At 45.3% G+C, this 25,540-nt stretch carries 22 protein-coding genes and 1 tRNA gene; 9 read left to right on the top strand and 14 right to left on the bottom strand.

Features of this window, described 5'->3' with window-relative positions:
• Positions 1-279 precede the first annotated feature (279 nt).
• Positions 280-1,620: a glycosyltransferase family 39 protein gene (locus DWX00_RS18320; protein ID WP_158578911.1), complete on the top strand. Its 1,341-nt coding sequence runs from the start codon at positions 280-282 to the stop codon at positions 1,618-1,620.
• 415 nt (positions 1,621-2,035) lie between these two features.
• On the opposite strand, the gene DWX00_RS18315 is transcribed toward DWX00_RS18320, so the two are convergent.
• From DWX00_RS18315 to rpmH, 14 genes are all read right to left on the bottom strand, one after another.
• Complete coding sequence (locus tag DWX00_RS18315) at positions 2,036-4,438, bottom strand: hypothetical protein (RefSeq protein WP_118595960.1); 2,403 nt, start codon at positions 4,436-4,438, stop codon at positions 2,036-2,038.
• Between the two features lie 67 nt (positions 4,439-4,505).
• Positions 4,506-5,111: a zinc ribbon domain-containing protein gene (locus DWX00_RS18310; protein WP_118595959.1), complete on the bottom strand. Its 606-nt coding sequence runs from the start codon at positions 5,109-5,111 to the stop codon at positions 4,506-4,508.
• Positions 5,112-5,154: 43 nt separating this feature from the next.
• A complete protein-coding gene (locus tag DWX00_RS18305) occupies positions 5,155-5,637 on the bottom strand; it encodes a hypothetical protein (protein ID WP_118595958.1) in 483 nt (160 codons plus the stop codon).
• 32 nt (positions 5,638-5,669) lie between these two features.
• Entirely contained in the window at positions 5,670-6,011 is a 342-nt protein-coding gene (locus DWX00_RS18300) for a hypothetical protein (protein WP_118595957.1), read from the bottom strand.
• A 37-nt stretch (positions 6,012-6,048) separates the two neighbouring features.
• A complete protein-coding gene (locus DWX00_RS18295) occupies positions 6,049-6,408 on the bottom strand; it encodes a hypothetical protein (protein ID WP_117805248.1) in 360 nt (119 codons plus the stop codon).
• 221 nt (positions 6,409-6,629) lie between these two features.
• Positions 6,630-7,253: a recombinase family protein gene (locus tag DWX00_RS18290; protein WP_117805249.1), complete on the bottom strand. Its 624-nt coding sequence runs from the start codon at positions 7,251-7,253 to the stop codon at positions 6,630-6,632.
• Positions 7,254-7,569: 316 nt separating this feature from the next.
• Positions 7,570-8,295, bottom strand: coding sequence for a 16S rRNA (guanine(527)-N(7))-methyltransferase RsmG (gene rsmG, locus DWX00_RS18285; protein WP_118595956.1), 726 nt, complete (start codon positions 8,293-8,295; stop codon positions 7,570-7,572).
• 15 nt (positions 8,296-8,310) lie between these two features.
• A complete protein-coding gene (gene mnmG / locus DWX00_RS18280) occupies positions 8,311-10,182 on the bottom strand; it encodes a tRNA uridine-5-carboxymethylaminomethyl(34) synthesis enzyme MnmG (protein ID WP_118595955.1) in 1,872 nt (623 codons plus the stop codon).
• 44 nt (positions 10,183-10,226) lie between these two features.
• Positions 10,227-11,615 (bottom strand): tRNA uridine-5-carboxymethylaminomethyl(34) synthesis GTPase MnmE, encoded by a 1,389-nt coding sequence (mnmE, locus tag DWX00_RS18275; protein WP_055225963.1) that lies wholly within the window; start codon positions 11,613-11,615, stop codon positions 10,227-10,229.
• Positions 11,616-11,786: 171 nt separating this feature from the next.
• Positions 11,787-12,611, bottom strand: a complete 825-nt coding sequence (gene jag, locus DWX00_RS18270) for an RNA-binding cell elongation regulator Jag/EloR (RefSeq protein ID WP_022462269.1) — start codon at positions 12,609-12,611, stop codon at positions 11,787-11,789.
• Positions 12,612-12,624: 13 nt separating this feature from the next.
• Positions 12,625-13,920 carry a YidC/Oxa1 family membrane protein insertase gene (gene yidC / locus DWX00_RS18265; protein WP_117510648.1) on the bottom strand — a complete coding sequence of 432 codons (1,296 nt, stop codon included), beginning with the start codon at positions 13,918-13,920 and terminating at the stop codon, positions 12,625-12,627.
• A gap of 23 nt (positions 13,921-13,943) precedes the next feature.
• On the bottom strand, positions 13,944-14,153 hold the full coding sequence (gene yidD / locus DWX00_RS18260) for a membrane protein insertion efficiency factor YidD (RefSeq protein WP_022462271.1): 210 nt from the start codon (positions 14,151-14,153) through the stop codon (positions 13,944-13,946).
• The gene (rnpA, locus tag DWX00_RS18255; RefSeq protein WP_022462272.1) at positions 14,150-14,497 is read right to left on the bottom strand and encodes a ribonuclease P protein component; all 348 of its coding nucleotides are present in this window, start codon (positions 14,495-14,497) and stop codon (positions 14,150-14,152) included. The genes yidD and rnpA overlap by 4 nt, the downstream gene beginning before the upstream one ends.
• 98 nt (positions 14,498-14,595) lie before the next feature.
• Positions 14,596-14,730 (bottom strand): 50S ribosomal protein L34, encoded by a 135-nt coding sequence (rpmH, locus tag DWX00_RS18250; protein WP_005952426.1) that lies wholly within the window; start codon positions 14,728-14,730, stop codon positions 14,596-14,598.
• Between the two features lie 708 nt (positions 14,731-15,438).
• Here rpmH and dnaA point away from each other — a divergent pair.
• The 8 genes from dnaA to DWX00_RS18210 all read left to right on the top strand — a co-directional run bounded on the left by dnaA (position 15,439) and on the right by DWX00_RS18210 (position 25,238).
• The gene (gene dnaA / locus DWX00_RS18245) at positions 15,439-16,779 is read left to right on the top strand and encodes a chromosomal replication initiator protein DnaA (RefSeq protein ID WP_022462273.1); all 1,341 of its coding nucleotides are present in this window, start codon (positions 15,439-15,441) and stop codon (positions 16,777-16,779) included.
• A 342-nt stretch (positions 16,780-17,121) separates the two neighbouring features.
• Positions 17,122-18,231, top strand: a complete 1,110-nt coding sequence (gene dnaN, locus DWX00_RS18240) for a DNA polymerase III subunit beta (RefSeq protein ID WP_022462274.1) — start codon at positions 17,122-17,124, stop codon at positions 18,229-18,231.
• A gap of 122 nt (positions 18,232-18,353) precedes the next feature.
• The gene (locus DWX00_RS18235) at positions 18,354-18,563 is read left to right on the top strand and encodes an RNA-binding S4 domain-containing protein (RefSeq protein ID WP_022462275.1); all 210 of its coding nucleotides are present in this window, start codon (positions 18,354-18,356) and stop codon (positions 18,561-18,563) included.
• Between the two features lie 40 nt (positions 18,564-18,603).
• The gene (recF, locus tag DWX00_RS18230; RefSeq protein WP_022462276.1) at positions 18,604-19,701 is read left to right on the top strand and encodes a DNA replication/repair protein RecF; all 1,098 of its coding nucleotides are present in this window, start codon (positions 18,604-18,606) and stop codon (positions 19,699-19,701) included.
• Positions 19,702-21,633: a DNA topoisomerase (ATP-hydrolyzing) subunit B gene (gene gyrB / locus DWX00_RS18225; protein ID WP_055221593.1), complete on the top strand. Its 1,932-nt coding sequence runs from the start codon at positions 19,702-19,704 to the stop codon at positions 21,631-21,633. It abuts the gene before it with no gap.
• A gap of 29 nt (positions 21,634-21,662) precedes the next feature.
• Positions 21,663-24,170 (top strand): DNA gyrase subunit A, encoded by a 2,508-nt coding sequence (gene gyrA, locus DWX00_RS18220; protein WP_118595954.1) that lies wholly within the window; start codon positions 21,663-21,665, stop codon positions 24,168-24,170.
• Positions 24,171-24,244: 74 nt separating this feature from the next.
• Entirely contained in the window at positions 24,245-24,949 is a 705-nt protein-coding gene (locus tag DWX00_RS18215; protein ID WP_117762034.1) for a lysophospholipid acyltransferase family protein, read from the top strand.
• A 201-nt stretch (positions 24,950-25,150) separates the two neighbouring features.
• Positions 25,151-25,238 (top strand) — tRNA-Ser (locus DWX00_RS18210).
• Positions 25,239-25,540 lie beyond the last annotated feature (302 nt).

The raw sequence follows: 25,540 nt of genomic DNA, 5'->3' as shown, positions 1-25,540 counted from the left end.
CCGGCCCGCCCTTGGGGGTGAAAGAGCCGGAGATGCTCTCATTTTCTAAAGACACTTTATCTTATTCTGAAAATGTGATAATTTGCTGGAAAATTTGTGAAAAAACAGTGAAGCCATGGAGCAGTTTGTTTGTTTTTCGACGAAAAATCAATTTCTTTTACCATAAGAATCATGTATACTATAACGTATCCGCGGACGGACGCTTTTCCATTTTTGTTCCGCCGCAAAATATTACGCCGGACTTTTTCCCGTCCGGGACTGGAGATTTTAGGAGACTCTATGAATAAAAAAGACTACTACTGGGCCAAGTATATGCTGATTTTCGGCTTTTTCTGCATCTCTTTTGGCACCTCGATTTTCCTGAAAACCGAACACGCCCCCGATGAGGCGATGCGGATGCTGATTCCGGAATACATCGTCTCACACCACACACTGCCGAACGGCATGGAAGAATCGGTGCGCCATCCGCTGTGGGGATTCTCCTATGCGCTGTATCCGTATCTGACCGCGATCATCAGCTCCGTGTTTATGGCCATTACATCGCTGTTTACGAAAAGTGCAGCGGCTCTTTTAACTGCCGCCCGCCTCACCAGCGTCCTTTCCGGCACCGGCACACTGATCGTTGTCTTTCTGATCGGAGAAGAGCTCTTTGAACGCCGCGAATCGGCACTGCTTGGCGGTATTTTCGTCGGATTTCTGCCGCAGTTCGTGTTCCTCTCCTGCTATGTGAACAACGACTCGTTCGCCGTTTTCACGGTCGCACTGATCATCTATTTCTGGATTCGCGGCATGAAAAGCGCATTCTGCAAAAAAGACTGTATCGGCCTGGGAGCAGGCTGCGGACTCTGCGCGCTGTCGTACTATAACGCCTACGCGTACCTGCTGTGCAGCATTCTGCTGTTCTTCGCGCTGATGATTCATTTCCGGAAACCGGCAAAAGAAATTTTTGTCAAAGCGCTGGCTGTTTTCGCTATCGCCTTCCTGATCGGCGGCTGGTTCTTCATCCGCAATGCCGTCATCCACGACGGAGACTTGCTCGGCATGCGCACCACAAAGGAATCCGCATCGCTGTATGCCACTGAGGAGTACAAACCGGAAAACCGGCAGACACCGGCATCCGAAGGCTGGAGCTTTAAGCAGACGTATTTACAAACCCCGGAGGGCCGCACTTCCAACTGGCTGTTCTCGACCGTCAGCAGCTTCATCGGCTCGTTCTCCTACATGACCGTTCATCTCCCGATGGTGCTTTATCTGCTGTACGGCGCCCTGATGGCATTCGGATTCCTAGTGTTTTTGTTCCTCGGCATGGTTCCGCACTGGTTCCGCAAAAAGCCGCAGCTTCTCCTCTTTGTGATGCTGTTCCTCGCCTGCCTGATCACGCTGTTCATGGACATGTACAACACGTATTTCAGCGACTACCAGTCGCAGGGCCGCTACCTGATGCCGGCGCTCGTCCCGCTGATGGTCTGGATCGATGACGGCTATTCTTCACTCACTGCAAAGCTTCCCGGTGAGTGGAAACGCGCCTCCTGCCATCTGACACTCCTGCCGGGAGCAGTCTGGCTTGTACTGTTTCTCATCAGCTACATCGGATTTCTGATTCCGGGCTGCTGTGGATAACGAAGAAACAGGTGCTATCTCTTTTTCTCAGATAGCACCTGTTTCTTCATTACAAGCTTTTAGTTTTTAGATATGTTTCATCCGGTCTTTCCTTTCACTTTCTTTGTTTCCTTTTAATTGCTAAAATAGCTATAACAACAATTGCCAGAATCCCAATTCCTAAAGTAATTACCAACATCTTATTTTGATGTTTCACCGGCTGATTTGCAACATCAAGGACAATATTGGTTCCTCCTTGTGCATCGTCAGTTTCGATATAAGACGAATCAGCAACTGCGGAACAGTGAATCTCCAGTGTCTGGCTGATCGGAATATTTTGTTTTCGTAATTCTACACCATAACTGGATATGACCTTTATTTGCTTTTTTATACTTGATTTAATACATTCTTTTTTTGTTACACAATGCCCTACAATTTATTTTTTTCTTTTCCTCAAATATACTAATATTCCAGCAAAAACTAAAATGCTTAATATTACTAACATAATCTCTTTTCTTAGACTCTCCTCTATCAATGTATAAACGCTAAAATGTGATGTTTCAAATGTAAATTCTCCATTTTTTATTTTCACATCCATTTCTGTTAAGGATCCATCCGCTTCCACCCTGTAAATTTTTGTTTTTCCAAGATAGGCAAAAAGCTTCATTTTTTCTGGAATTGGAATATATACCTGCACATTTTGTTCTGGCTGTATTTCTTCTCCGCTTTCCATAAGTGAAATATTGTATGTGTAAGATGTTCGATCTTTAATCGCATTGTAAGCCGCTAAATTTGTTTTCTTTAGTTCCTCCAATTTTTCAAAATCCAACTCCACTTTAAAAACGCTCAACGATGTTTCATCTGAAAATCCATTTTTGCTCTCCACCCTGATCTGCTGCGATGCCCGAAATCCTTTTTGATTTTGAATATAAACAGAACCCACGCCCTGCGACCTGATAAAATTCATATGCTGCAAAAATTCATTTTCAACTTTTCCCATAACAAATATTGCATCTAAAGCTTTTCCTGCAGGACCAGATACAAAATGAAATATTTTTTCGCCAATACTCACACCGAAATCGTTAGCTGTATCCTCAATGACCTCCATCAAATCAAATTCATTTAAATTTTTTATAATGGTTTCGCTAAATGAACCCAACGATTCTGTCGAAAAAAATACTTTATCTGAAACACCTTTACATAAATTTTGCGGAAGCTCGCTTCCATCTTCAATTAAAGTCACAAATGTTTTACTTTCCAGAAGTTTTTTAGTCAATGCTTTGCTAAATACTTCACTGTCCACATCAAAATTTTTGATCGTCTTTGCCAGTTTGCCAATGCCAATCAGGAGATCCGCTGAATTTATAATATTGACCACTGCCGAATCCTGTGGATCATTGCTGATTTTAATATACCCATCTTTTGGTATTTCTATCTTGACTGACGTCTTTTTTGAAAATCCACTTTTCTGTCGATAACTTCCTATTGTTCCATCTTTCAAATCAGAAATCAATCCACTTGTGTTATCCCACAATGCACCTTTCATACTCGTATTACTGGAACTCATCTTTTTAATCAAAATCACATCTTTTAAACGTCCATTTTCATCATACGTCTCTACACTTCCATATATGTAACTGCTGTTGTATACATCAAACGATACACTTGCTGTCCTATTATCTTTATTTATTTCATATGCATAATTGTCAATATATAAACCATTCATATTATAAATATTGGTAGCATATTCTTTTTCAATATATTGTACAGGCACAGCATTTACCGTATAGGAATACTCATGGTCTTTATACACTGTAACTGGAATCTCACTCATATACCCTGTATTTGTGTCTTGAAAAAACACATGTGCCGTTCCCGTCTGAATTCCTTTCCATTCTGTATAACGTCGTTTATCTGCCACACCTGTTTTTTTTAGTTCAAGAACTGATGAATCATCTACCCAAAATGTAATTCCGGAAACATCATCCATCAGTTCTCCATTGTTGAAAATTCCAGCACTTAACGTAATGATATTATCTTTACAAATACTCAGACTGGTATAATCTGAATAAACCGCTAATCCATCTTCTGGTGTGCTTTCCTCCTCATTCTTCTGCTGTTCCGTTTCCTCTGCTCCACCCTGATCGAGACTTAAAAATTTATATTTTACTGTATACTGCATATCCGCATCATATCCCTGATACTGCATAGATGCCTGAAAGTCCATAAGAATTTCATCAATCTTTCCTGTTGTTTTATCTATGGTTATTTTTGTTTCTATATCGCTGTATTTTAAATTTTCTACTCCCTCTACCATCTGAGCAGCGGCTACTCCTATCTCATTCGCTTTCTCTGCCGGAATTGTAAAGGTAATCTCATTTCCAGAAATTTTACTCTTTTTCATCATATTCTGCGTTAATGAAGAGAACTGAAAATAATTTGGATTCATCTCAACATCTACCGTTTTGCTTACTGGTTCCTTATATTCATAATGAGCCGTCCCATCTCGATACGTCATATTCCATATATATTTTTGTCCAAGTACAGCCATACTGGCAGAGCCTGTCATTTGAACTGCAGAACTGTCATTCTCATCATAACCAGATACCTCTGTAACTGCATCCAATGTAACTTTCGTTTTCGTTTTTGCTTTTCCCTGGATAATTGTCATATCTGCATCCATATCCAGTTCTTCTTTCCAGTTTCCTGACACGACTGTTTTCTGCATTGCTTCCTGATATGCCAGAAAAGCATCTTTCCCTTTTCCATATACCGTAATCGGAAATACTTGAAACCCTATTATCAACGCGATCAAAATATTCCTCATTTTCTTTTCCATTTGTGCTCCTTTCAAAAAAGGACCCCGTATAAAACATACAGAGTCCTTTTTTCATCTGATTTTTCTTCTAAAACAGGTTTCCCATTGTATACAGATCTAAATACCAAGAACGATCTACTTTTATTACAGATATTTCCAGAGAATTGCTTACTTCTGTTTCATCTCCTTTCAAAGTAAACTCAACCTCTACAGTTTTAGCTGCAGATACTTTTACGTTTATATCTTCATAATTGCTTTTTAAATCATCCAGGTCATCATCTGTCACATCTTCAACATTTGTCATTTTATAAGACAGTTTCCAGTCATCTCCCAGCGATTGATCCAAGGAATCCACTTGTTTCTTGAGAGAATCATTCGCCTCATCTACCAACTCTGTTTTGCTATATCCTGTCTCCTCTAATGCTTTATCTACTACCTTTTCCGGAAGCAATTCTACAATAGATTGTGCATCTACCGCAAACTGCGACGTTACAAATGTATCTATTGTCTTTTTGTAGCTTCTTCCCCCAAGTGTATAAACAAGAAGTACGACTGCTACAATCACACACAATGCTAATACAATACCCTTTTCTCTGTTTTTTTTTGCAGGTGACTTTTCATTTAGCGCTTTTCCACATTTACTGCAATATTTTGCCCCATCTGGATTTTCTGTTCCGCATTTTTTGCAAAGCATTTATTTCCCTCCACATTTTGAAATTTTTATCACGAACACTATTTTATTTGGATCCAGATTGCCACATTCTTTGCATCCCTTCCATAATTTCGTTCAGCTCTTGTTTTCGGCTCTGAACTTGGTATGCAGATACCCGCATACATAAAATAAATGGTGCATCCAGAATCAAGAAAAACAATGCCATGATTCCGATTCCATTAATGAGCATTCCTGCCGCCGCTACCAGCATCAATACTGACATTATTATTCCTACAATTTTAAATCCTTTAGCCCGTTTTTGGTATGCTTCTATCTCTGCCATAAGTTCATCTGGATTTCTAAATTTTCTTCCACATTTTTTACAGATCCAATATGTCTTCTGTTGTAAGCCACTCGCTCCGGCTAATACTCCAGCTTTCGTACCAGCAAACACAGAAACACCCATTCCGCTTGCTACAGCACCTCCTATATCCCGATCTCCTATAATATTTAAGTCTTTTTCTCCACACCGTGGACAACAAATTTTTACATATGTAGCTGTTCCCATATCCTTCCTTCTCTCTTAATTTATTTTTTTATCTATTTTTTTGCTGTTAATGGCCGAAACGATTGAATTGTAATTCCCCGATATTCTAGGATGCCTTCATCTCCTACTGCAATAAATATGGTGTCTGCATGAAAACTTCTAAGCTTTTTACGCTCTCCATTTTCAAATTCAACCACATACCATTCAATGTTTCCTTTTTGTACTGGTTTCTCAAGAATTTTTACTTTCGATTTTTCCAGTGGCTTGGAATTGTCCTTTGATTTCAAAATAAAGTATCCAATCCAGGAAGCGATTCCTATCACTAAAACAACTATAACAAACGCAAAAATATCTTCATCAGAAAAACTGCTGCCACCGATACGTATATATGTCATTTAATTTTTCTCCTTCTTTTCAAACATGAACCATAAATTATTCTTTAAATTCGCTATAGGGAATCGGATCATCATCAAGCCTGTTCGAGTAATATATCACACTTACATCTTGGGCTTTTCCTTGCAGATACAGAAAAACTGAATCTGATTTCCATACTACTGAGTTGCCGTTTGCCAAATTTCCCACATGAATTATTCCACTTGCTGCACCACTTAAGCTGATATTCTCTGTAGATGTAAAATCAAATAAACTCTCTACAGTACTGCCCTCTGGAACTTGAACCACAATGCTGCCATCTGTAACTTCTTTGGTTCCCGATGTTGACTTACCACATCCAATTAGCATCATCATGCTTAAGACCATTAAAAACAAATACATCTGTTTTTTTCGTGTCATAACACATTCCTCCTGCTTCTATATCTTTGGTTTTGGATTTCGATTTTTTCTTTTTCATCCCCCCTACCTAATCCCCCGTTTTCAGAAAGTGTACTTTTGCAGATCAGAAAATACATTCTATTTCTTTATATATTTTCACTAAAACACATTGTTTTTTTCTTCCTAATATTGTATAATACAACAAAGTAACTTGAATTTTCAGAATTTGCAAAAGTACACATTTACAAATTCTGCTCTCCTGTCATTTGCTTTTCATCTTCCATTTTTCTTATCTTCCCATAAAACGTCCCAACCGGCATGTCACATGCTTTCGCAGCTTCCTTTAACGTTATCTTTTTTTCTCTCCATTCCCTATGAACTTCATCAAAATTATCCGGTACCGACCGCGACGGTCTGCCAAATTTCACTCCTTTTGCTTTTGCAGCTGCAATTCCTTCTGCCTGCCGTTGACGAATATTTTTGCTTTCACTTTCTGCCACAAAAGACAACACCTGTAAAACAATATCGCTCAAAAAGGTTCCCATCAGATCTTTTCCCCTTCGAGTATCGAGCAATGGCATATCAAGGACAACAATATCAACACCTTTTTCTTTTGTCAGCACACGCCATTGTTCCAAAATTTCCTCATAATTTCTTCCCAGTCGATCAATACTTTTTATATACAGCAAATCATCTTTCTTTAATTTTCGTATCATTTTACGATATTGCGGACGGTTAAAATCTCTGCCCGACTGCTTATCCAGATAAATATTCTTTTCCAAAACACCAATTCGTTTCAACGATAATAACTGCCGATCTTCATTTTGATCTCGGCTACTTACTCGTATGTAACCATAAATATTCATAGCGTGTTCCCTTCTTTATAAAATTTTGCATCACAGAAAATTTTACATGCTCGACGTGAATCTTGTGATCACAAAATTTCATTAACTTCTCTTTTCAAACACATTATAATAAAGCATCTCTGGGAACACATATTTTTTGTATGATAATCTATTATGTTCGCTTATCTGACCATTATTCTCCCAACCAAAAAGCAAGGCAGCATGCCACAAATTTCTCTGTGGTATGCTGCCTTGCTTTTTATTCAAAATTTTGCGCGTCTAACTCATCATTGAAATAACAAGAATGCGACGCTCAGTTTTCAAAATATATTATTCTTTACTGAATCGGCTCCTTCGCCGGTGTTCCCGCTTTTCTCGGATACTTCTTCGGCGTTGCCTTCCCCTTCTCGATACAGACAAACGATCTCTCGTCCTCCGTTCCCGTAAGCTGGAAATAAACCGGCTCTTTTGCCTCGCCGCCAAGCACATGAATCGCTTTTTGAGCTGCGACAAGCTCCTCATTCAATTTGCCCGATTTATATGAGACAAACCGTCCTCCGACCTTCACATATGGCAGACAATACTCCGAAAGCGAACTCAAATTCGCCACCGCGCGCGATACCACGAGATCAAACTGCTCCCGGTACTCCTTCTGGCGTGCGAAATCCTCGGCTCTTCCATGAATGGCCGTAATTTTGGAAAGTCCAAGCTGTCCGATCACTTCATTCAGGAATTTCACCCTCTTATTCAGCGAATCCAGCAGCACGACTTCCACCTCCGGAAACGCAATTTTCAGCGGGATTCCCGGAAAACCGGCTCCCGTTCCCACATCGAGAATGCGTCCCGCCTGTGCCACATCACAGACCTTCACCAGCGACAGGCTGTCGAGGAAATGTTTCGTGATAACCTGATCGAACTCGGTAATCGCCGTCAGATTCATAAACGAATTCCACTCCACCAGCAGCGCATAATACTGCAGAAACTGCGTTTTCTGCTCCTCGGAGAGCGCGATGCCAAGCTCCGCAAGGCCGCGCTCAAATCCCTCAAGATTATATTCTTTCATACTTTTCTCCGTCTTTTATTTATGTCCCAGATACACCAGCAGAACCGAAATATCCGCCGGGGAAACGCCCGAAATACGTGACGCCTGGCCGATGTTGATCGGGCGGTACAGGTTCAGCTTCTGTTTCGCCTCGATGCGCAGGCTCTGGATCTCGTCGTAATTGATGTTCTCCGGGATTTTCTTCTCTTCCATCTTCTTGAACTGCTCCACCTGCTTCATCTGGCGCTTGATGTAGCCGTCATACTTGATGTTGATGTTGACCTGCTCCTGCACATCCTCCGGCAGCTTTGGTCGTTTCGGATCTACTTCTGCCAGCATTTTATAGTTCAGCTCCGGCCGGCGGATCAGCTCTGCAAGTGAGCTTCCGCCGGAAAGCAGCGTCGAACCATATTCTGCCAGCAGTTCATTGACATTCGAGCTCGTTCCCACATACGTGTTCTCCACACGCTCAATCTCTTCCTGGATCTGCTGTTCTTTCCGTTTCAGTGCCGCATACTGCTCCTCGCTGATCAGTCCCACGCGGTATCCGTATTTGCGCAGACGCAGATCCGCATTGTCCTGGCGGAGCAGCAGACGATATTCCGCGCGGCTCGTCATCATTCGGTACGGCTCGTGGTTCTCTTTCGTTACGAGGTCATCGATCAGAACACCGATGTACGACTCGGAACGGTCGAGCACCAGCTCCTCTTTTCCCTGCACGCGGAGCGCCGCATTGATGCCCGCGATCAGGCCCTGTGCCGCAGCTTCCTCGTATCCTGAACTGCCGTTAAACTGGCCGCCGGAAAACAGATTTTTGATCGCCTTGAACTCCAGGGACGGCAGAAGCTGTCTCGGATTGATACAGTCATACTCGATCGCATACGCATTCCGCACAATTTTTGCATGCTCCAGACCCGGCACGGTGTGATACATCGCAATCTGCACATCCTCCGGCAGTGAACTCGACATGCCGCCGACGTACATCTCATTCGTGTATCTTCCCTCTGGCTCCAGGAACACCTGGTGGCGGTTTTTATCGGCAAATTTTACGACTTTATCCTCAATCGAAGGACAGTACCGCGGACCAGTTCCCTCGATCATGCCGGAATAAAGCGGCGACCGGCTGAGATTTTCGCGGATGATTTTGTGCGTCTCCTCGTTCGTATACGTCAGCCAGCAGGATTCCTGATCGATCTGTACACTCTCCGGATCGGTCGAGAACGAGAACGGCACAACCCGCTCATCGCCGAACTGCTCTTCCATCTTGGAGAAGTCGATGCTCCGCTTGTCGATACGCGCCGGTGTTCCGGTCTTAAAGCGCACCATCTCCACGCCGTTTGCTTTCAGGGAATCCGTCAGATGCGTTGCCGCCTGCAGACCGTTCGGTCCCGTATACGTGCTCACATCACCGTAAATGCACCGCGCATTCAGGTAAACACCGGTACAGAGCACTGCAGCCTTGCAGTGGTAAATTGCACCGGAAACGGCTTTTACGCCCGTCAGAACGCCGTCTTCCACGATCAGCTCCGCAATCTCCATCTGGCGGATCGTCAGATGATCGGTGTTTTCGAGAACCTCGCGCATCGACTGGCTGTACGCCCGCTTGTCTGCCTGCGCACGCAGCGAATGCACCGCCGGTCCCTTTGATTTATTCAGCATTTTCGACTGAATAAACGTCTTATCAATATTTTTACCCATCTCGCCGCCGAGCGCGTCGATCTCTTTTACGAGGTGTCCCTTCGAGGTTCCTCCGATGTTCGGATTGCACGGCATCATCGCGATGCTGTCGACACTTACCGTAAATACAACCGTTTCCAGCCCCATCCGCGCTGCCGCAAGTGCTGCCTCGCATCCCGCATGGCCCGCACCGATGACGGCAATATCAATTGTTTCTTCTAAAACTGCCATTTTTCCTGTCCTTTTCTATCTAAACTCTACGAACTGTTTCGTGATTATTTGCCTGTACAGAACTTGCTGAAAATCTCATTCACAAGGTCCTCTCCTACCGCTTCACCGATGATCGAGCCAAGTTCCTCATACGCATTCATTAGGTCAATCGAGAAGAAGTCCTCCGGCATACCCATTTCGATGCTGCCTGCCGTCAGCTCCAGACTCTTTTTTGCTTCCAGAAGCGCCTGTTTATGGCGCGCATTCGTGATGTAAACCTCATCGTTGAACGAAATTTCACCTTGGAAGAACATCTTTTTCATCTGCTCTTCCAGCTCTTCCATGCCCGTCTCTTCCCGCGCCGAAATGCTGATGACCGGAGCACCTGTCTTCTGCTCCATCTCCTCTTTTTCGATCACCGCGGTCAGATCTGATTTATTCAGCAGCACAATCGCCTTGCGCCCTTTCAGGATCTCCATAATTTTCGCATCATTCTCATCGAGCGGCACCGACGCATCCACCACGTAGAGGATCAGATCCGCATCTTTTGCGTGTTCGAGCGCACGGTCCACGCCGATTTTCTCGACCGTGTCCGCCGTCTTGCGGATACCCGCCGTATCGAGAATCCGAAGGGAAATACCCTTCAGCACCAGATTTTCCTCGAGCACATCGCGCGTCGTTCCGGCGATATCCGTTACAATCGCCTTTTCCTCTCCGGCCAGCAGATTCAAAAGCGACGATTTTCCGGCATTCGGCTTTCCAAGAATAACTGTCTTGATGCCCTCCTGGATCATCTTACCCTCATCCGCAGATGCCAGGAGCTTTTCAACCTGCTTTTTCTGCTCCGCAACAACCACGGCCAGCCGCTCCGGGTATCCGTCCAGACTGATGTGCTCCGGGTCATCAAGCGCCGACTCGATAAACGCGATCTCATAAATCAGCTTCTCGCGAATTGCCCGGATCGCCTTTTTCACCGTTCCGCGCAGCTGGCTCTCGGAGCTTTTTAAGGCATACGCACTCTTTGCCGAGATGACATCCATAACCGCCTCGGCCTGCGTCAGATCCATTCTTCCATTCAGAAACGCCCGTTTCGTAAACTCACCCGGATCTGCCGCCCGCGCACCGGCATTTAAGACTGCCTCGAGCACTTTTTTCACCGCCAGCACCCCGCCGTGACAGTCGATCTCGACGGTATTCTCGCCCGTATATGTTTTCGGCCCTTTCATCACCATGACAAGGACCTCATCAATCACTTCCTCCCCTTCGGTAATCCATCCATAATGAATCGTATGGGATTTGACCGCAGAAAGCTTTTTTCCTTCTTTTTTTGCACGGAATACGCGATCCGCCACTTCGAATGCATCGTTTCCGCTGATTCTTACAATACCAATTCCCGCCGGCGCCATCGCTGTGGACACTGCGGCAATTGTATCATCCAAATGAAATCCTGCCATTGTTTCCAGTCCTTTCTAAAACCTCTCTTTTGGGGGATCCCAGTATTCAGATCCACATCTTTTCTTTCCTTTCGCATGGCTCTGAATAGTTCCATTTTAGCAGAAAACCAGAAAAGACGGTACCCCGTATTTTACACAGGTACCGTCTTTTTGCATATTTTTTACGCTTTCTTATCGTTTCGGCGCTACAACAACGTGGCGATATGGCTCGCTGCCCTCGCTGTAGGTCTCCACAAATTTATTTCCCTGCAGTGCAGAGTGGATGATTCTTCTCTCGTAAGGATTCATCGGCTCTAAGGAAACCGGTCTTCTGGTCTTTTTCACTTTGTAAGCGATGTTTCTTGCCAGGTTTTCCAGTGTTTCTTTTCTGCGCTTGCGGTAATTTTCCGTATCAAGTTTGACACGAACGTAATCCTTCTGCTCTTTATTGACTACAAGGCTGGTCAGATACTGAAGGGAATCCAGCGTCTGTCCTCTTTTGCCGATCAGGATGCCCATATCCTCACCGGCAAAATCAACTTCAAGAGAACCGTTCTCGGCATTGTACTCCATCTGGATCTCAACCGGGAGCTCCATGGCTTTGAATACACCGCTTAAGAACTCAAGTGCCGTTGCCTTGATCTGGGCGATTTCCTCGTCTGTTCTCTGAACTACTTCACGCTCTTCTCTTGGCTCGGAGCGTCTTGCAGTTTCTGCCTGACGCGGAGCAGATTTTCTTTCCGTTTCTTTCTTTACAGCTTCTTTTTTCGGCGCTTCCTTTACCGGTGCAGGAGCTGCCTCTTTTTTCTCTGGTTTCTGGGGTGCTTCCGGTTCTTTTTCCGGTGCGGCTTTTACAGCGGCACGGATCACAGCCGGTTTACTTCCGATTCCAAAGAATCCGGAACTGCCTTCGCTGATGACCTGGATCTCCAGTTTATCGCTGGCAGCCTGAAGCTCAATGCAGGCTTTTGTAATAGCGTCGTCCACGGTTTTTGCGGATACTTCGATAAACTCCATAAAGATTTACCCCCTATTTTTTCTTTTTGCTGTTCTTTTCATCAAACTGTTTTACCATGTTTGCTTTCGCAGCGATGCTTCCGGCGCGGTATTCCTGATTACTGTTGTAATACTCAGTCGAAGCTTTTCTTGCTGCCTCTTTTTCCTCAGCAGACGGCTCTTCGTTCTCCTGTACCTGAATATTACGCACACTCTGCGTTGCAGCCTGTGTGATTTTCTGCGGCGGAAGGCCGGCTTTTTCTCTCTTCTTTGCAGCTTTTTCTTGGTTTTTGCGGATCACCTCATCCATGTCAATGGAAGACATATGACGGTTGATCACAATCTGCTGTACGCTTCGAACAAGCGCACCTGCAATCCAGTAAATACCAATACCGATGGAGAACGATAAACACATAAATGCGGAGAAAACAGGCATTACCGTGTTCATGGTCTTCATAGAATTTTCCATGGAGTTTGCTGTCTTATTTCCGTTGTTGGAAGATGGTGCCTGCGGCATCAGCTTGTAATTCAGCCACTGGGTAAACCATGCCAGAACCGGCACCAGAATTGCTCCTACAATCAGAAGAGCAGATCCGTTTGCCATACCCTCGCGGATGACATCCATCGGAGACTGTGTGATATTAAATCCAAGGAACATGTTGATATGCTTGGACTCCGCGGCGGTTTTTGTAATGGTATCCGCAATACCGGAGAACTCGCTGATATCGGCCAGCTTCGTCCACTGGGACGGTTTCAGCACATAAAACATGTCCAGAAGGTTATTTTCGGTTAATGTTTCACTTACTTTACTGTACATGGTAACACGGTTATCTGTGATAAACTGTGTCAGGATGTCAGAATATCCTGATACACCCATCATCTGTGTTGTCAGTCCCTGGAATACATTGCGGACACTTCCGATATATCCCGGAATATGATAGATAACCTGGTACAGCGCAAGCAGAATCGGCATCTGAACCAGCAGTGTACTGCAGCTTCCTGTCGGGGAGACACCGTATTTCTGATAAACTGCCATGGTTTCTTCAGATTTTTTCATCTGAGAAGCCTGGTCTTTTTTGTTCTGATATTTCTTTTCAATTCTCTGCAGATCCGGCTGCATTACGCTCATCATCTTCGACATCTTCTGCTGCTTGATCTGAAGCGGCGTCAGAACGAGATAAATGATAATCGTATACAGAATAATCGCAATACCGATGTTCGGAATTCCAATTTTTTCCAGGCAAAAATAAATTCCATTGATCAGCCAGCCGAGGATCTGGCATACCCACCCGATAATCGGCCACGTTGACTTACTCAGTACGATATCCAAAACGTCTTTTCCTCCTTATTTATCTACGGCACAGGGTCGTAACCTCCGTGTGAAAACGGGTTACATCTCAGTATTCTCCATAATGCCAGCAGACTTCCTTTGAAAGCACCATATTTCTGAATCGCTTCCAGCCCGTACTGCGAGCAGGTCGGCGTATAAGGGCAGTGCACCCTCTTCAGAGGAGACAGGTACTTCTGATAAAACCGGATACCTTTTATCAATACCGTCTTCATTTTTCTGTTTCCTTTAATATATGATGTAGTTTTCCCAGATGCAAAAGTGCTCCCTCTATCTCGAAATACGTACAGTTTTTTGCATTAACTCTTGCGATCACAACTACATCCATTCCACACTGAAATTCCTCTTCATGCAGACGATAACTCTCCCGGATCAGTCTCGCCAGATGGTGGCGCACAACGCTGTTTCCCACCTTTTTACTTACTGAAATTCCAATCCGGTTCCGTCCCAGCTGATTTTTCTTCACATACATGACCAGAAATCGGTTTGCAAACGATGTTCCCTGCTTATAAACCAGCTGAAAATCTCTGTTTTTTTTCAGGCTTTCCGAATATTTCATGAATCCATTCTTTCCTTCATGATTTGTCTAAATTTTCTTTTCATTGAATAGCTTTAGATAGAAGAAAAGACCACATAAATTTTATGCGGCCTTTGGTTTTATGCTGATAATTTTTTTCTTCCTTTTAATCTTCTTGCAGCTAAAACTTTTCTTCCACCTTTTGTGCTCATTCTTGCTCTGAATCCGTGAACTTTAGCTCTGGATCTTTTTTTCGGCTGAAATGTCATTTTCATAAGATAAGGCACCTCCTTTAAATTCTAATCAATAACTGCCTGCAAGGCAGTATTTCACTACATGTATGACAGAAAACATCATTTCAATTATATTCATAAACCCCCATTTCGTCAACCCTAAAATCAATAATTTTCGCAGTTTTTTTCGGAAAAAATGCCGCTCTGACGCGGTTTTCCGGTCTGCCGCTGCCCGTGCCTTCCGTGTGCTGATTTTCGGTTTATCCACAACTTATCCACACTGTCCGCCGCACGCGTACAAATACCAGTTCGATTTTTGTGCTTTCCACACGATATCTTGTAACCGTAATCAACATTATCCACAATCTGTGGATAACCTTGTGGATAACTTTCGGTTTTGCTGTGTACAACCTGTGGGCATTTCCAATTTTTCCAGTATTTACGCCATGTATAATGTGTATATAAGTTTTCCAGACTTTACACATTTCGGTTTTTCCAGCCCTCTATCCACAATTTTATCAACATAAGATTCCCTGTTATCCACAAACTATCCTCCATTTCATCAACAGGAAAATTTTTTACACATTCTGTGGATAAAAAAATAATTATCCACATTTTTGGGTTGAATAAAACGGCATTTTATTATATCATATAGAAGTAAAAATGCGACTATTCGGGGGAAATTTCGTTTTCCAGACAGAAGTTATCCCCAAAAAGCAATGATTATAGAAGCGGAGCGACAGAAAAAGCATGGAAATCGTACAAGATAAATGGAAAGAAATACTGCAGAGAGTGCGGGACGAGCACGAATTATCTGAGATCTCCTTTACTACATGGATTGAACCACTTACGATCCATTCGGTTGAGGACAATCTGATCACAATCCTGGTTCCATCCGAAAAAATGGGTCTCGATTACGTGAGCAAAAAATATACTCTTCCTATTAAAGTGGCAATCGCGGAAATCACAGGTGTCAACTATGAGATCCGCTTTATTCTTCCGGAAGAAGTGAAACAGGAAAAAGCGCCTGCTCCCGTCCAGAAAAATCTCTATGTGCCGAACCTGAATCCAAAGTATACCTTTGATACCTTCGTGGTCGGCAGCAATAACAAATTTGCCCATGCAGCTTCTCTCGCCGTGGCCGAATCCCCGGGAGAAATCTACAATCCGCTGTTTTTATACGGTGGTGTTGGACTGGGCAAAACCCATCTGATGCACTCGATCGCACATTTTATTCTTCAGAAGAACCCGTCTTCGCGGATTCTCTACGTAACGAGTGAAGAATTTACCAATGAAGTCATCGAGGCTATCCGAAACAGCAACAACACCGCAATGACCAAATTCCGTGAGAAATACCGCAATATCGACGTACTTCTCATCGATGATGTGCAGTTTATTATAGGAAAGGAATCCACGCAGGAAGAGTTTTTCCATACCTTCAATACGCTGCACGGCGCCAACAAACAGATCATCCTTTCTTCGGATCGTCCCCCGAAAGACATGGATATCCTGGAAGACCGCATCCGTTCCCGTTTCGAATGGGGACTCCTTGCCGACATCCAGAGCCCGGATTATGAGACGCGAATCGCCATTCTCCGAAAGAAACAGGAATTAGACGGCTATTCCGTCAGCGACGATGTGATCGAATACATCGCTTCCAATATTAAATCGAACATCCGTGAGTTGGAAGGCGCTCTCAACAAAATCATTGCATACGCAAACCTTGAAAAACGTGAAATCAACATTGATCTTGCAGAGCAGGTGCTGCGCGACATCATCTCCCCGAACGAGAAGAAGGTGATCACGCCGGAATTTATCATCGACACCGTTGCAGATCACTTCGATATTACGCCGTCCGACATTGTCGGCAGCAAGCGGAGCAGCAAAATCGTATTCCCGCGCCAGATCGCAATGTATCTGTGCCGCGAAATGCTCGATGCCCCGCTGACCGGAATCGGAAAAATGATGGGCGACCGCGATCATACCACTGTCATGCACGGCATTGAGAAGATCGAAAAGGAAATGAGTGCTAAAGACAGTGTCCGCAACACGGTAGACATCTTAAAGAAGAAGATCAACCCGTCGAAATAGGCGGAGCCTTTGTAACTCTGTCAAAACGATTAAAACCGATTTACATTTATATAAGAAGAAACTCATCGGTTGACAGGCCCTTATTTATACACAAACCGATGTGGAAAGCCTGTGGATGAATTGTGGACAAATTTGGGGCCTGAAGTTATCAACATTTCATACACAGGTTCACGTTCGATTATTCACAGAGTTATACAGATCGATTTTTCCAGTATTTCCGCATTCTTGACGGGGTTTTCCACATATCCACAGCCTCTACGACTAAGACTACGGATTTTTACTATATTTTTTCTTTATAAGCAGACTCACCAAGCAGTGAGGAAAGGAGAGTTATCCACAATTATGAAATTAGTGTTTGACAAAGCAGACCTTGTAAAAAGCGTTGGTATCGCTATGAAAGCTGTCTCCGGTAAAACAACCATGCCGATTCTGGAATGCATTCTGATTGATGCATCTTCCAACGTGATCAAATTTACCTCCAACGATATGGAACTCGGAATCGAAACCATCGTCACAGGTATGATTCTGGAACGCGGTATTGTTGCTCTGGATGCAAAGATTTTTTCTGAGATTGTAAGAAAACTTCCGGATAATCAGGTTACAATAGAAACAGATGAAAATCTGGTAACCACGATTACATGTGAAAAAGCAAAATTCAACATTCCGGGACAGTCAGGAGAAGATTTTTCCTATCTGCCGATTCTCGAAACTTCCGATTGTGTTTCCATTTCCCAGTTCACCTTAAAAGAACTGATCCGTCAGACCATTTTCTCCATTGCAGCCAATGAGAACAACAAACTGATGACCGGTGAGCTTTTTGAAATCAAAGATAACACACTTCGCGTCGTATCTCTGGACGGACACCGTATTGCGATCCGCAGAATTGAGCTGAAAGATTCGTATCCGGACCGAAAAGTCGTTGTTCCGGGAAAAACCCTGAACGAAATCAGCAAAATTCTGTCCGGTGAGATGGATGATCAGATTGATATTTACTTCTCGGAAAACCACATTATGTTCAAGTTCGATGATACAACGGTCGTTTCCAGACTGATCGACGGTGAATATTTCCGCATCGACCAGATGCTTTCGAGTGATTACGAGACAAAAGTGACGATCAACAAAAAAGAATTCTTAAGCTGTATCGACCGTGCGACGCTTCTTGTCAAAGAAGGCGACAAAAAACCGATCATCATCGACATCCAGGATGGAGCGATGGAACTGCAGATCAACTCCGCGATGGGTTCCATGAAAGAAGAGATCGATATCAACAAAGAAGGCAAGGATATTATGATCGGTTTTAACCCGAAATTCCTGATCGATGCACTTCGTGTTATTGACGACGAGGAGATTTCGATTTATCTGGTCAACCCGAAGGCTCCATGTTTTATCCGGAACGAAGAAGAGAGCTATATCTACCTGATTCTGCCGGTAAACTTCAATTCCGTGAGATAAGTCACATAAGTTTGAAATCTGCCGGAACCTTTTCTGAAAGAACTTTCAGCGGTTTTACAGCCACACAGGTTGAAAACTGCGAACTTACGTGAGGAAAAGGCACGGCAGTGCAGGAGGAAAAAATGGAAATTATTACGCTGCGTGAAGATTACATCAAACTGGGCCAGGCATTAAAAGCTGCGGCTCTGGTAGAAGACGGCGTGGAAGCAAAGCTCGTCATCAAGGACGGCGAAGTGACCGTAAACGGTGAAGTAGATACCCGCCGCGGCCGCAAGCTCTATGACGGAGATGTTGTCTGCTACAATGGAAATGAGATACAAATTAAAAAATAAGGCTTAAAAACTTAAGCTGATTTTTCACGGACGAGTGCTCATGTATATCAAATCTTTAGAACTGAAGAACTATCGGAATTATGAGAGTTTATGCATAAATATCAGCCCCGGAACGAATATTCTCTACGGCGACAATGCCCAGGGAAAGACGAATATTCTCGAGGCTTTATATCTCGCGGGTACGACAAAATCGCACCGTGGCAGCAAGGACCGCGAAATCATCCAGTTTGACCGGGAGGAAGCCCATATCCGGATGATGGTGGAGCGGAACGGCAGCACGCATAAAATCGATATGCATCTAAAAAAAAATAAATCCAAGGGAATCGCCATTGATGGAGTTCCGATCCGCAAAGCGTCGGAACTTTTTGGCATTGTAAATATTGTGTTTTTCTCTCCGGAGGATCTGAATATCATCAAAAACGGTCCTGCGGAGCGCCGGCGTTTCCTGGATAGCGAAATTTGTCAATTGTCAAGACTATACATGATCGAGCTTGCCAATTATAATAAAGTGGTGGCGCAGAGAAACAAGCTGCTTAAAGAGATTTCGTTTTCCGGCAGAATGGCGGATACGCTCGAGATCTGGGATGAGCAGATGGTCCGCTATGGAACAAGCATTATTTCCGAGCGGAAAAAATTTATCAGCCGCCTGAATGATATTTTATCCGAGATCCATCAGAATCTGACCGGAGGAAAGGAGCAGATTCTGATTACCTATGAACCGAATGTGTCCGAGGAAGCGTTTTCCGAAGAGTTAAAAGCCGGAAGAGAGCGTGATCTGCGTTTCGGACAGTCCTACACCGGGCCGCACCGGGACGATTTCTGTGTGCGGGTCAACGACATTGATATCCGTAAATACGGTTCCCAGGGGCAGCAGAGGACGGCGGCGCTTTCGCTGAAATTGGCGGAGATCCGTCTGGTCGAGGAGGAAATTCACGATACACCGGTTTTACTGCTGGATGATGTTTTGTCGGAGCTGGACGGCAGCCGGCAGAATTATCTTCTGCAGAGCATTCACAGCATACAGACACTGATTACCTGTACCGGACTGGACGAGTTTGTCGAAAATCATTTTGAGGCAAACAGCGTATTCCAGGTGGTCGAGGGATCTGTGTTTCACAAAGAAACAGGAGGAATCTAAATGAGTACAGAGAACATGGAAAAGACAGAGTATGGTGCAGACCAGATTCAGATTCTGGAGGGTCTGGAAGCCGTACGGAAGCGCCCAGGTATGTATATCGGCAGTACCTCCGCACGGGGACTTCACCATCTGGTCTATGAGATTGTCGACAACTCGGTAGACGAGGCACTGGCAGGATACTGCAAAAATATTGACGTTACGATTAACCCGGACAACTCCATCACCGTCATCGACGACGGCCGTGGTATTCCGGTCGGCATCAATCATAAGTCGGGCCTTCCGGCCGTTGAGGTTGTCTTTACGGTGCTGCACGCAGGCGGAAAGTTCGGCGGCGGAGGGTACAAGGTATCCGGCGGTCTGCACGGCGTTGGTGCATCCGTTGTAAATGCGCTGTCCAACTGGCTTGAGGTGCGCGTTTATCACGATGGAAAGGTTTATTTCCAGCGGTATGAGCGCGGAAAAACCATGAATAAGCTGGAGGTCATCGATACCTGTCCGATCGAAAAAACAGGTACCGAGGTCCGTTTCCTGCCGGATGACACGATGTTCGAGGAGACGGTTTATGATTACGACGTTTTAAAAACAAGACTCCGCGAGACCGCATTTCTGACCAAGGGACTGCGCATTGTTCTGCGCGATCTGCGCACGGATCCGGTAGTGGAAAAAGCATTCCACTACGAGGGCGGTATCAAAGAGTTTGTCAGCTACCTGAACAAGAGCAAAACGGCGCTCTACCCGGACATCATCTACTGCGAGGGAGAAAGAGACGGCGTTCTTGTTGAGGTTGCAATGCAGCACAACGATTCCTATCAGGAAAATACGTATGGTTTTGTCAACAACATTACGACACCGGAGGGCGGTACCCATATCGTGGGCTTCCGGAATGCGCTGACGAAAACCTTTAATGAATATGCAAGAGCAAATAAACTGTTAAAAGACAGCGAGCCGAACCTGACCGGAGAAGACATCCGCGAGGGTATGACGGCGATTGTCAGCATCAAAATCGAGGAGCCGCAGTTCGAGGGCCAGACGAAGCAGAAACTCGGAAACAGCGAGGCGAGAGGAGCTGTCGATAATATCGTGAGCACACAGCTCGAACTGTTCCTGGAGCAGAACCCGGCTGTTGCAAAGACGATTATCGAAAAATCCCTGCTTTCCCAGCGTGCCAGAGAGGCCGCAAGAAAAGCGCGTGACCTGACGAGAAGAAAATCCGCACTGGATGGCATGTCCCTGCCTGGAAAACTGGCAGACTGCACCGACAAGGATCCGAAAAACTGTGAGATCTTCCTGGTCGAGGGAGATTCCGCGGGCGGTTCCGCAAAATCCGCGAGAAGCCGTGCAACGCAGGCGATCCTGCCTCTGCGTGGAAAAATCCTGAATGTAGAGAAAGCACGTCTCGATAAAATTTATGCCAATGCCGAGATCAAAGCGATGATTACGGCATTCGGAACCGGAATCCACGACGATTTCGATATCACCAAACTGCGCTACGACAAGATCATCATCATGACCGATGCCGATGTCGACGGCGCGCACATCGACACACTGATGCTGACGTTCCTGTACCGCTTCATGCCGGAGCTGATCAAACAGGGCCACGTTTACCTGGCACAGCCGCCGCTGTTCAAGATTGAGAAAAACAAAAAAGTATGGTACGCATACGACGACGATCAGATGAATCAGATCCTCAATGAGATTGGACGTGGAGACAATAAGATCCAGCGTTACAAAGGACTGGGAGAGATGGATGCGGAGCAGCTCTGGGAGACCACCATGGATCCGGAACGCCGTGTTCTGCGCCGCGTTGTGTTCGACGAAGAGTATTCTTCTGAAATTGACCTGACCTTCAATACACTCATGGGTGACAAGGTAGAACCGCGCCGTGACTTTATCGAAGAGAGAGCAAAATACGCAAACAACCTGGATATCTAAAAGTCCTGTGAACTGAAGTGGAGGAAAAGATGGAAGATAATGTTTTTGATAAAATTCACGAGGTCGATCTGAAAGACACGATGGAGGAATCCTACATCAACTACGCGATGAGCGTAATTGCATCCCGTGCACTTCCAGACGTCCGCGATGGCTTAAAGCCGGTACAGAGACGTATTCTGTACTCCATGAGTGAACTGAACAATACGCCGGATAAGCCGCACCGTAAGTGCGCGCGTATCGTCGGTGATACGATGGGTAAATATCACCCGCACGGCGACAGCTCTATCTACGGAGCACTCGTCAACATGGCACAGGACTGGGCAACCCGTTATCCGATGGTGGACGGCCATGGAAACTTCGGTTCCGTCGACGGCGACGGCGCTGCGGCTATGCGATACACCGAGGCACGTTTAAGCAAAATCTCGATGGAGATGCTGGCGGATATCAACAAAGACACCGTAGACTTCGCCCCGAACTTTGATGAAACCGAAAAAGAGCCTGTTGTTATGCCGGCCCGCTACCCGAACCTTCTGGTAAACGGTACTTCCGGTATCGCAGTCGGTATGGCAACGAACATCCCGCCGCACAATCTGCGCGAGGTGGTAAGTGCCATTGTAAAAATTATTGATAATATCATCGAGGAGGACCGTACGACAGATCTCGAGGAGATTCTCGGCATTGTAAAAGGCCCTGACTTCCCGACCGGAGCAGAAATCCTCGGCACCCGCGGCATCGACGAGGCCTACCGTACCGGCCGTGGTAAAATCCGTGTTCGTGCGGTATCAAACATCGAGACACTGCCGAACGGAAAGAGCGAGATCATCGTAACCGAGATCCCGTACATGGTAAACAAGGCGCGCCTGATCGAGAACATCGCCGCGCTGGTAAGAGATAAAAAGATCGACGGCATCACCGGCATTGCGGACCACTCCAACCGTGAGGGTATGCGCATCTGTATCGAACTGCGCCGCGACGCCAATGCAAACGTCATCTTAAACCAGCTGTACAAACATACCCAGATGCAGGATACCTTTGGTGTGATCATGCTTGCACTGGTAAACAATCAGCCGAAAGTCATGAACCTTCTGGAGATGCTGACGTATTATCTGCAGCACCAGGAAGAGGTTGTGACGAGAAGAACGAAATACGACCTGAACAAAGCGCAGGAGAGAAGCCATATTCTGGAAGGACTCTTAAAAGCGCTTGACCATATTGACGAAGTGATCCATATCATCCGTGCATCCGCGAATGCGGCAGAGGCAAAGAAGAACCTGATGGAACGCTTCGATCTGAGTGATGCCCAGGCCCAGGCAATCGTAGACATGCGTCTGCGCGCTCTGACCGGTCTGGAACGGGAGAAGCTCGAGAACGAGTACAAAGAGCTGATGGCGCGCATCGAGCAGTTAAAAGCCATCCTCGCAGACCGCAAGGTGCTTCTTGGCGTTATCCGCAGGGAGATTCTGACCGTATCCGAAAAATACGGCGATGACAGAAGAACTTCCATCGGCTTTGATGAGTACGATCTCTCCATGGAGGATCTGATTCCGCGCGAGAATACCGTCATCACCATGACGAAACTGGGCTATATCAAACGTATGACCGTTGACAACTTCCGCAGCCAGAACCGTGGCGGCAAGGGAATCAAGGGCATGCAGACCATCGAGGACGACTACATCGAGGAGCTTCTGATGACGACGACCCATCATTACCTCATGTTCTTTACGAATACGGGAAGAGTCTACCGTCTGAAAGCATACGAGATTCCGGAGGCGTCCAGAACCGCAAGAGGAACGGCGATTGTCAACCTTCTCCAGCTGCAGCCGGGAGAGAAGATTACCGCTGTTATTCCAATGCGCAAATATGAGAAGGGCCATTATCTGTTTATGGCAACGAAAAAGGGACTGGTGAAGAAGACGCCGCTCGAAGAATACGAGAACGTCAGAAAAACGGGTCTTGCTGCCATTGCGCTCCGCGATGATGATGAACTGATTGAAGTTAAGACAACTGATAACGAGAAAGAGATTATTCTGGTAACGAAATTCGGCCAGTGTATCCGCTTCAAGGAAAACGATGTGCGTACGACAGGCCGTGTTTCCATGGGTGTACGCGGCATCAACCTTCTGGACGGCGATGAAGTAGTCGGCATGCAGATCTGCACGCAGGGAGACTATCTCCTTGTCGTATCCGAAAACGGCATGGGCAAACGGACGCCGATGGCAGAGTTTACCGTACAGCTCCGCGGCGGCAAGGGTGTCAAATGCTATAAGATTACCGAAAAGACCGGAAACCTGATCGGTTCCAAGGCAGTCAATGAGGATAATGAGATTATGATGATTACCACAGAGGGAATCATTATCCGTACACCATGCTCCGGCATTTCTGTTATGGGACGTATCACGTCCGGTGTCAAGCTGATGGATGTGGACGGTGAAATCAAGGTTGCCAGCATTGCAAAGGTAAGAGACAAAGAGGCATCCGAGGAGACTCCGGTTTCGGTGGAAGAGACCGAAAGTGCTTCTGAGGAAACGAAGGAATAATACAGCGTCGCAAAACGTGTCTGAGAGAAAAAAGCTCAGGCACGTTTTTCTCGTTTGGGGAAGGGGAGAAAAATATGAAACGAATTTTACTGATGGTGCTGCGGAATCTGCTTCTGGTTCCGTGGATGTGGTGCCGGCTCTGTTACCATGCAGCGCATCCGGACAAGTACAGTCTGGAAGAGCACTTTAAAATGCTGCGCTTTATTGTACAGCGGGCGAACAAAGGCGGAAACGTCATTGTGGAATCCTATGGAGCAGAAAATCTTCCGGAGCAGGACGGTTTTGTGATGTATCCGAATCACCAGGGACTGTACGATGTGCTGGCGATCGCAGGAGCGTGCTCGCGTACCTTTACAGTTGTTGCCAAAAAAGAGGTAGAGCATATTCCGTTTTTAAAACAGGTCTTTGCGTGCATCCACGCGCTGTTTATGGACCGGGAGAATCTGCGGCAGTCAATGCAGGTTATCAATGAGGCGGCCGATGCCGTAAAAGAAGGCAAAAACGTCATTCTGTTTCCGGAAGGAACGAGGAGCAGAAAGGGAAACCAGCTGCTGGAGTTTAAAAGCGGCAGCTTCAAGATCGCAGTAAAAGCAAAATGCCCGATCGTGCCGGTTGCGTTAAAAAACTGTTTTGTTCCGTTTGACTCCAATACCGTCCGTCCCGTAACGGTAGAAGTCCATTTTCTCGACCCGATCCCATACGAGGAATACCAGGGAATGAAGACAACAGAGATTGCCGAGATGGTAAAGAAGAGAATTGAAGCCGTCGTAACCGCGTAGCGGTTTCAGAAAAGAGCGTGATATGCGCTCTTTTCTGCTATTCTGGGGGCTGATTTGGGTTCTGTAAGGCATATTTTCTATAATAGTAAGAAAAAAACAAAAAATTCGAAAAAACGGGTTGACAAGAACGTAAGGTTTTTGTATAATAAACCATGCGTCACGAATGAGTGACTGCACATATCATTTTATATTTAGGCATTTGGAGAAGTACTCAAGTGGCTGAAGAGGCGCCCCTGCTAAGGGTGTAGGTCGGGTAACCGGCGCGAGGGTTCAAATCCCTCCTTCTCCGTTTAAAAGCCAAAAACAAAATGATATTTTTTGTGGAAAAAGTTCTTGACAAACAGTTTCACATCTGATAAGATAGCAGAGTTGGTGATAGGTTTGAAAAAACTAATCCAAAAAATAAATTAAAAAAGTTCTTGACAAAAGCGAATGAGTTTGATAAAATAAACGAGTTGCTGATTGAAAGAACAGCGAAGAAGTTAAAAAAACTTCAAAAAAAATCAAAAAAGTTCTTGACAAACGAAAAGCTCTGTGGTAAAATAAACGAGCTGATCCGAGTCGGAACAGCAAAGATCCTTGATAATTAAA

It is taken from the genome of Blautia sp. AF17-9LB, from assembly GCF_003479185.1.
Classification (GTDB): Bacteria; Bacillota; Clostridia; order Lachnospirales; family Lachnospiraceae; genus Fusicatenibacter; species Fusicatenibacter saccharivorans.
This window is presented reverse-complemented; position numbering and strand designations above follow the sequence as displayed.

Excerpts from the sequence above, each read along its gene's own strand:
- DWX00_RS18320 (WP_158578911.1), top strand. The coding sequence starts at position 280 with ATGAATAAAAAAGACTACTACTGGGCCAAGTATATGCTGATTTTCGGC.
- DWX00_RS18315 (WP_118595960.1), bottom strand. The coding sequence starts at position 4,438 with ATGGAAAAGAAAATGAGGAATATTTTGATCGCGTTGATAATAGGGTTT.
- DWX00_RS18310 (WP_118595959.1), bottom strand. The coding sequence starts at position 5,111 with ATGCTTTGCAAAAAATGCGGAACAGAAAATCCAGATGGGGCAAAATAT.
- DWX00_RS18305 (WP_118595958.1), bottom strand. The coding sequence starts at position 5,637 with ATGGGAACAGCTACATATGTAAAAATTTGTTGTCCACGGTGTGGAGAA.
- DWX00_RS18300 (WP_118595957.1), bottom strand. The coding sequence starts at position 6,011 with ATGACATATATACGTATCGGTGGCAGCAGTTTTTCTGATGAAGATATT.
- DWX00_RS18295 (WP_117805248.1), bottom strand. The coding sequence starts at position 6,408 with ATGACACGAAAAAAACAGATGTATTTGTTTTTAATGGTCTTAAGCATG.
- DWX00_RS18290 (WP_117805249.1), bottom strand. The coding sequence starts at position 7,253 with ATGAATATTTATGGTTACATACGAGTAAGTAGCCGAGATCAAAATGAA.
- rsmG (WP_118595956.1), bottom strand. The coding sequence starts at position 8,295 with ATGAAAGAATATAATCTTGAGGGATTTGAGCGCGGCCTTGCGGAGCTT.
- mnmG (WP_118595955.1), bottom strand. The coding sequence starts at position 10,182 with ATGGCAGTTTTAGAAGAAACAATTGATATTGCCGTCATCGGTGCGGGC.
- mnmE (WP_055225963.1), bottom strand. The coding sequence starts at position 11,615 with ATGGCAGGATTTCATTTGGATGATACAATTGCCGCAGTGTCCACAGCG.
- jag (WP_022462269.1), bottom strand. The coding sequence starts at position 12,611 with ATGGAGTTTATCGAAGTATCCGCAAAAACCGTGGACGACGCTATTACA.
- yidD (WP_022462271.1), bottom strand. The coding sequence starts at position 14,153 with ATGAAGACGGTATTGATAAAAGGTATCCGGTTTTATCAGAAGTACCTG.
- rnpA (WP_022462272.1), bottom strand. The coding sequence starts at position 14,497 with ATGAAATATTCGGAAAGCCTGAAAAAAAACAGAGATTTTCAGCTGGTT.
- rpmH (WP_005952426.1), bottom strand. The coding sequence starts at position 14,730 with ATGAAAATGACATTTCAGCCGAAAAAAAGATCCAGAGCTAAAGTTCAC.
- dnaA (WP_022462273.1), top strand. The coding sequence starts at position 15,439 with ATGGAAATCGTACAAGATAAATGGAAAGAAATACTGCAGAGAGTGCGG.
- dnaN (WP_022462274.1), top strand. The coding sequence starts at position 17,122 with ATGAAATTAGTGTTTGACAAAGCAGACCTTGTAAAAAGCGTTGGTATC.
- DWX00_RS18235 (WP_022462275.1), top strand. The coding sequence starts at position 18,354 with ATGGAAATTATTACGCTGCGTGAAGATTACATCAAACTGGGCCAGGCA.
- recF (WP_022462276.1), top strand. The coding sequence starts at position 18,604 with ATGTATATCAAATCTTTAGAACTGAAGAACTATCGGAATTATGAGAGT.
- gyrB (WP_055221593.1), top strand. The coding sequence starts at position 19,702 with ATGAGTACAGAGAACATGGAAAAGACAGAGTATGGTGCAGACCAGATT.
- gyrA (WP_118595954.1), top strand. The coding sequence starts at position 21,663 with ATGGAAGATAATGTTTTTGATAAAATTCACGAGGTCGATCTGAAAGAC.
- DWX00_RS18215 (WP_117762034.1), top strand. The coding sequence starts at position 24,245 with ATGAAACGAATTTTACTGATGGTGCTGCGGAATCTGCTTCTGGTTCCG.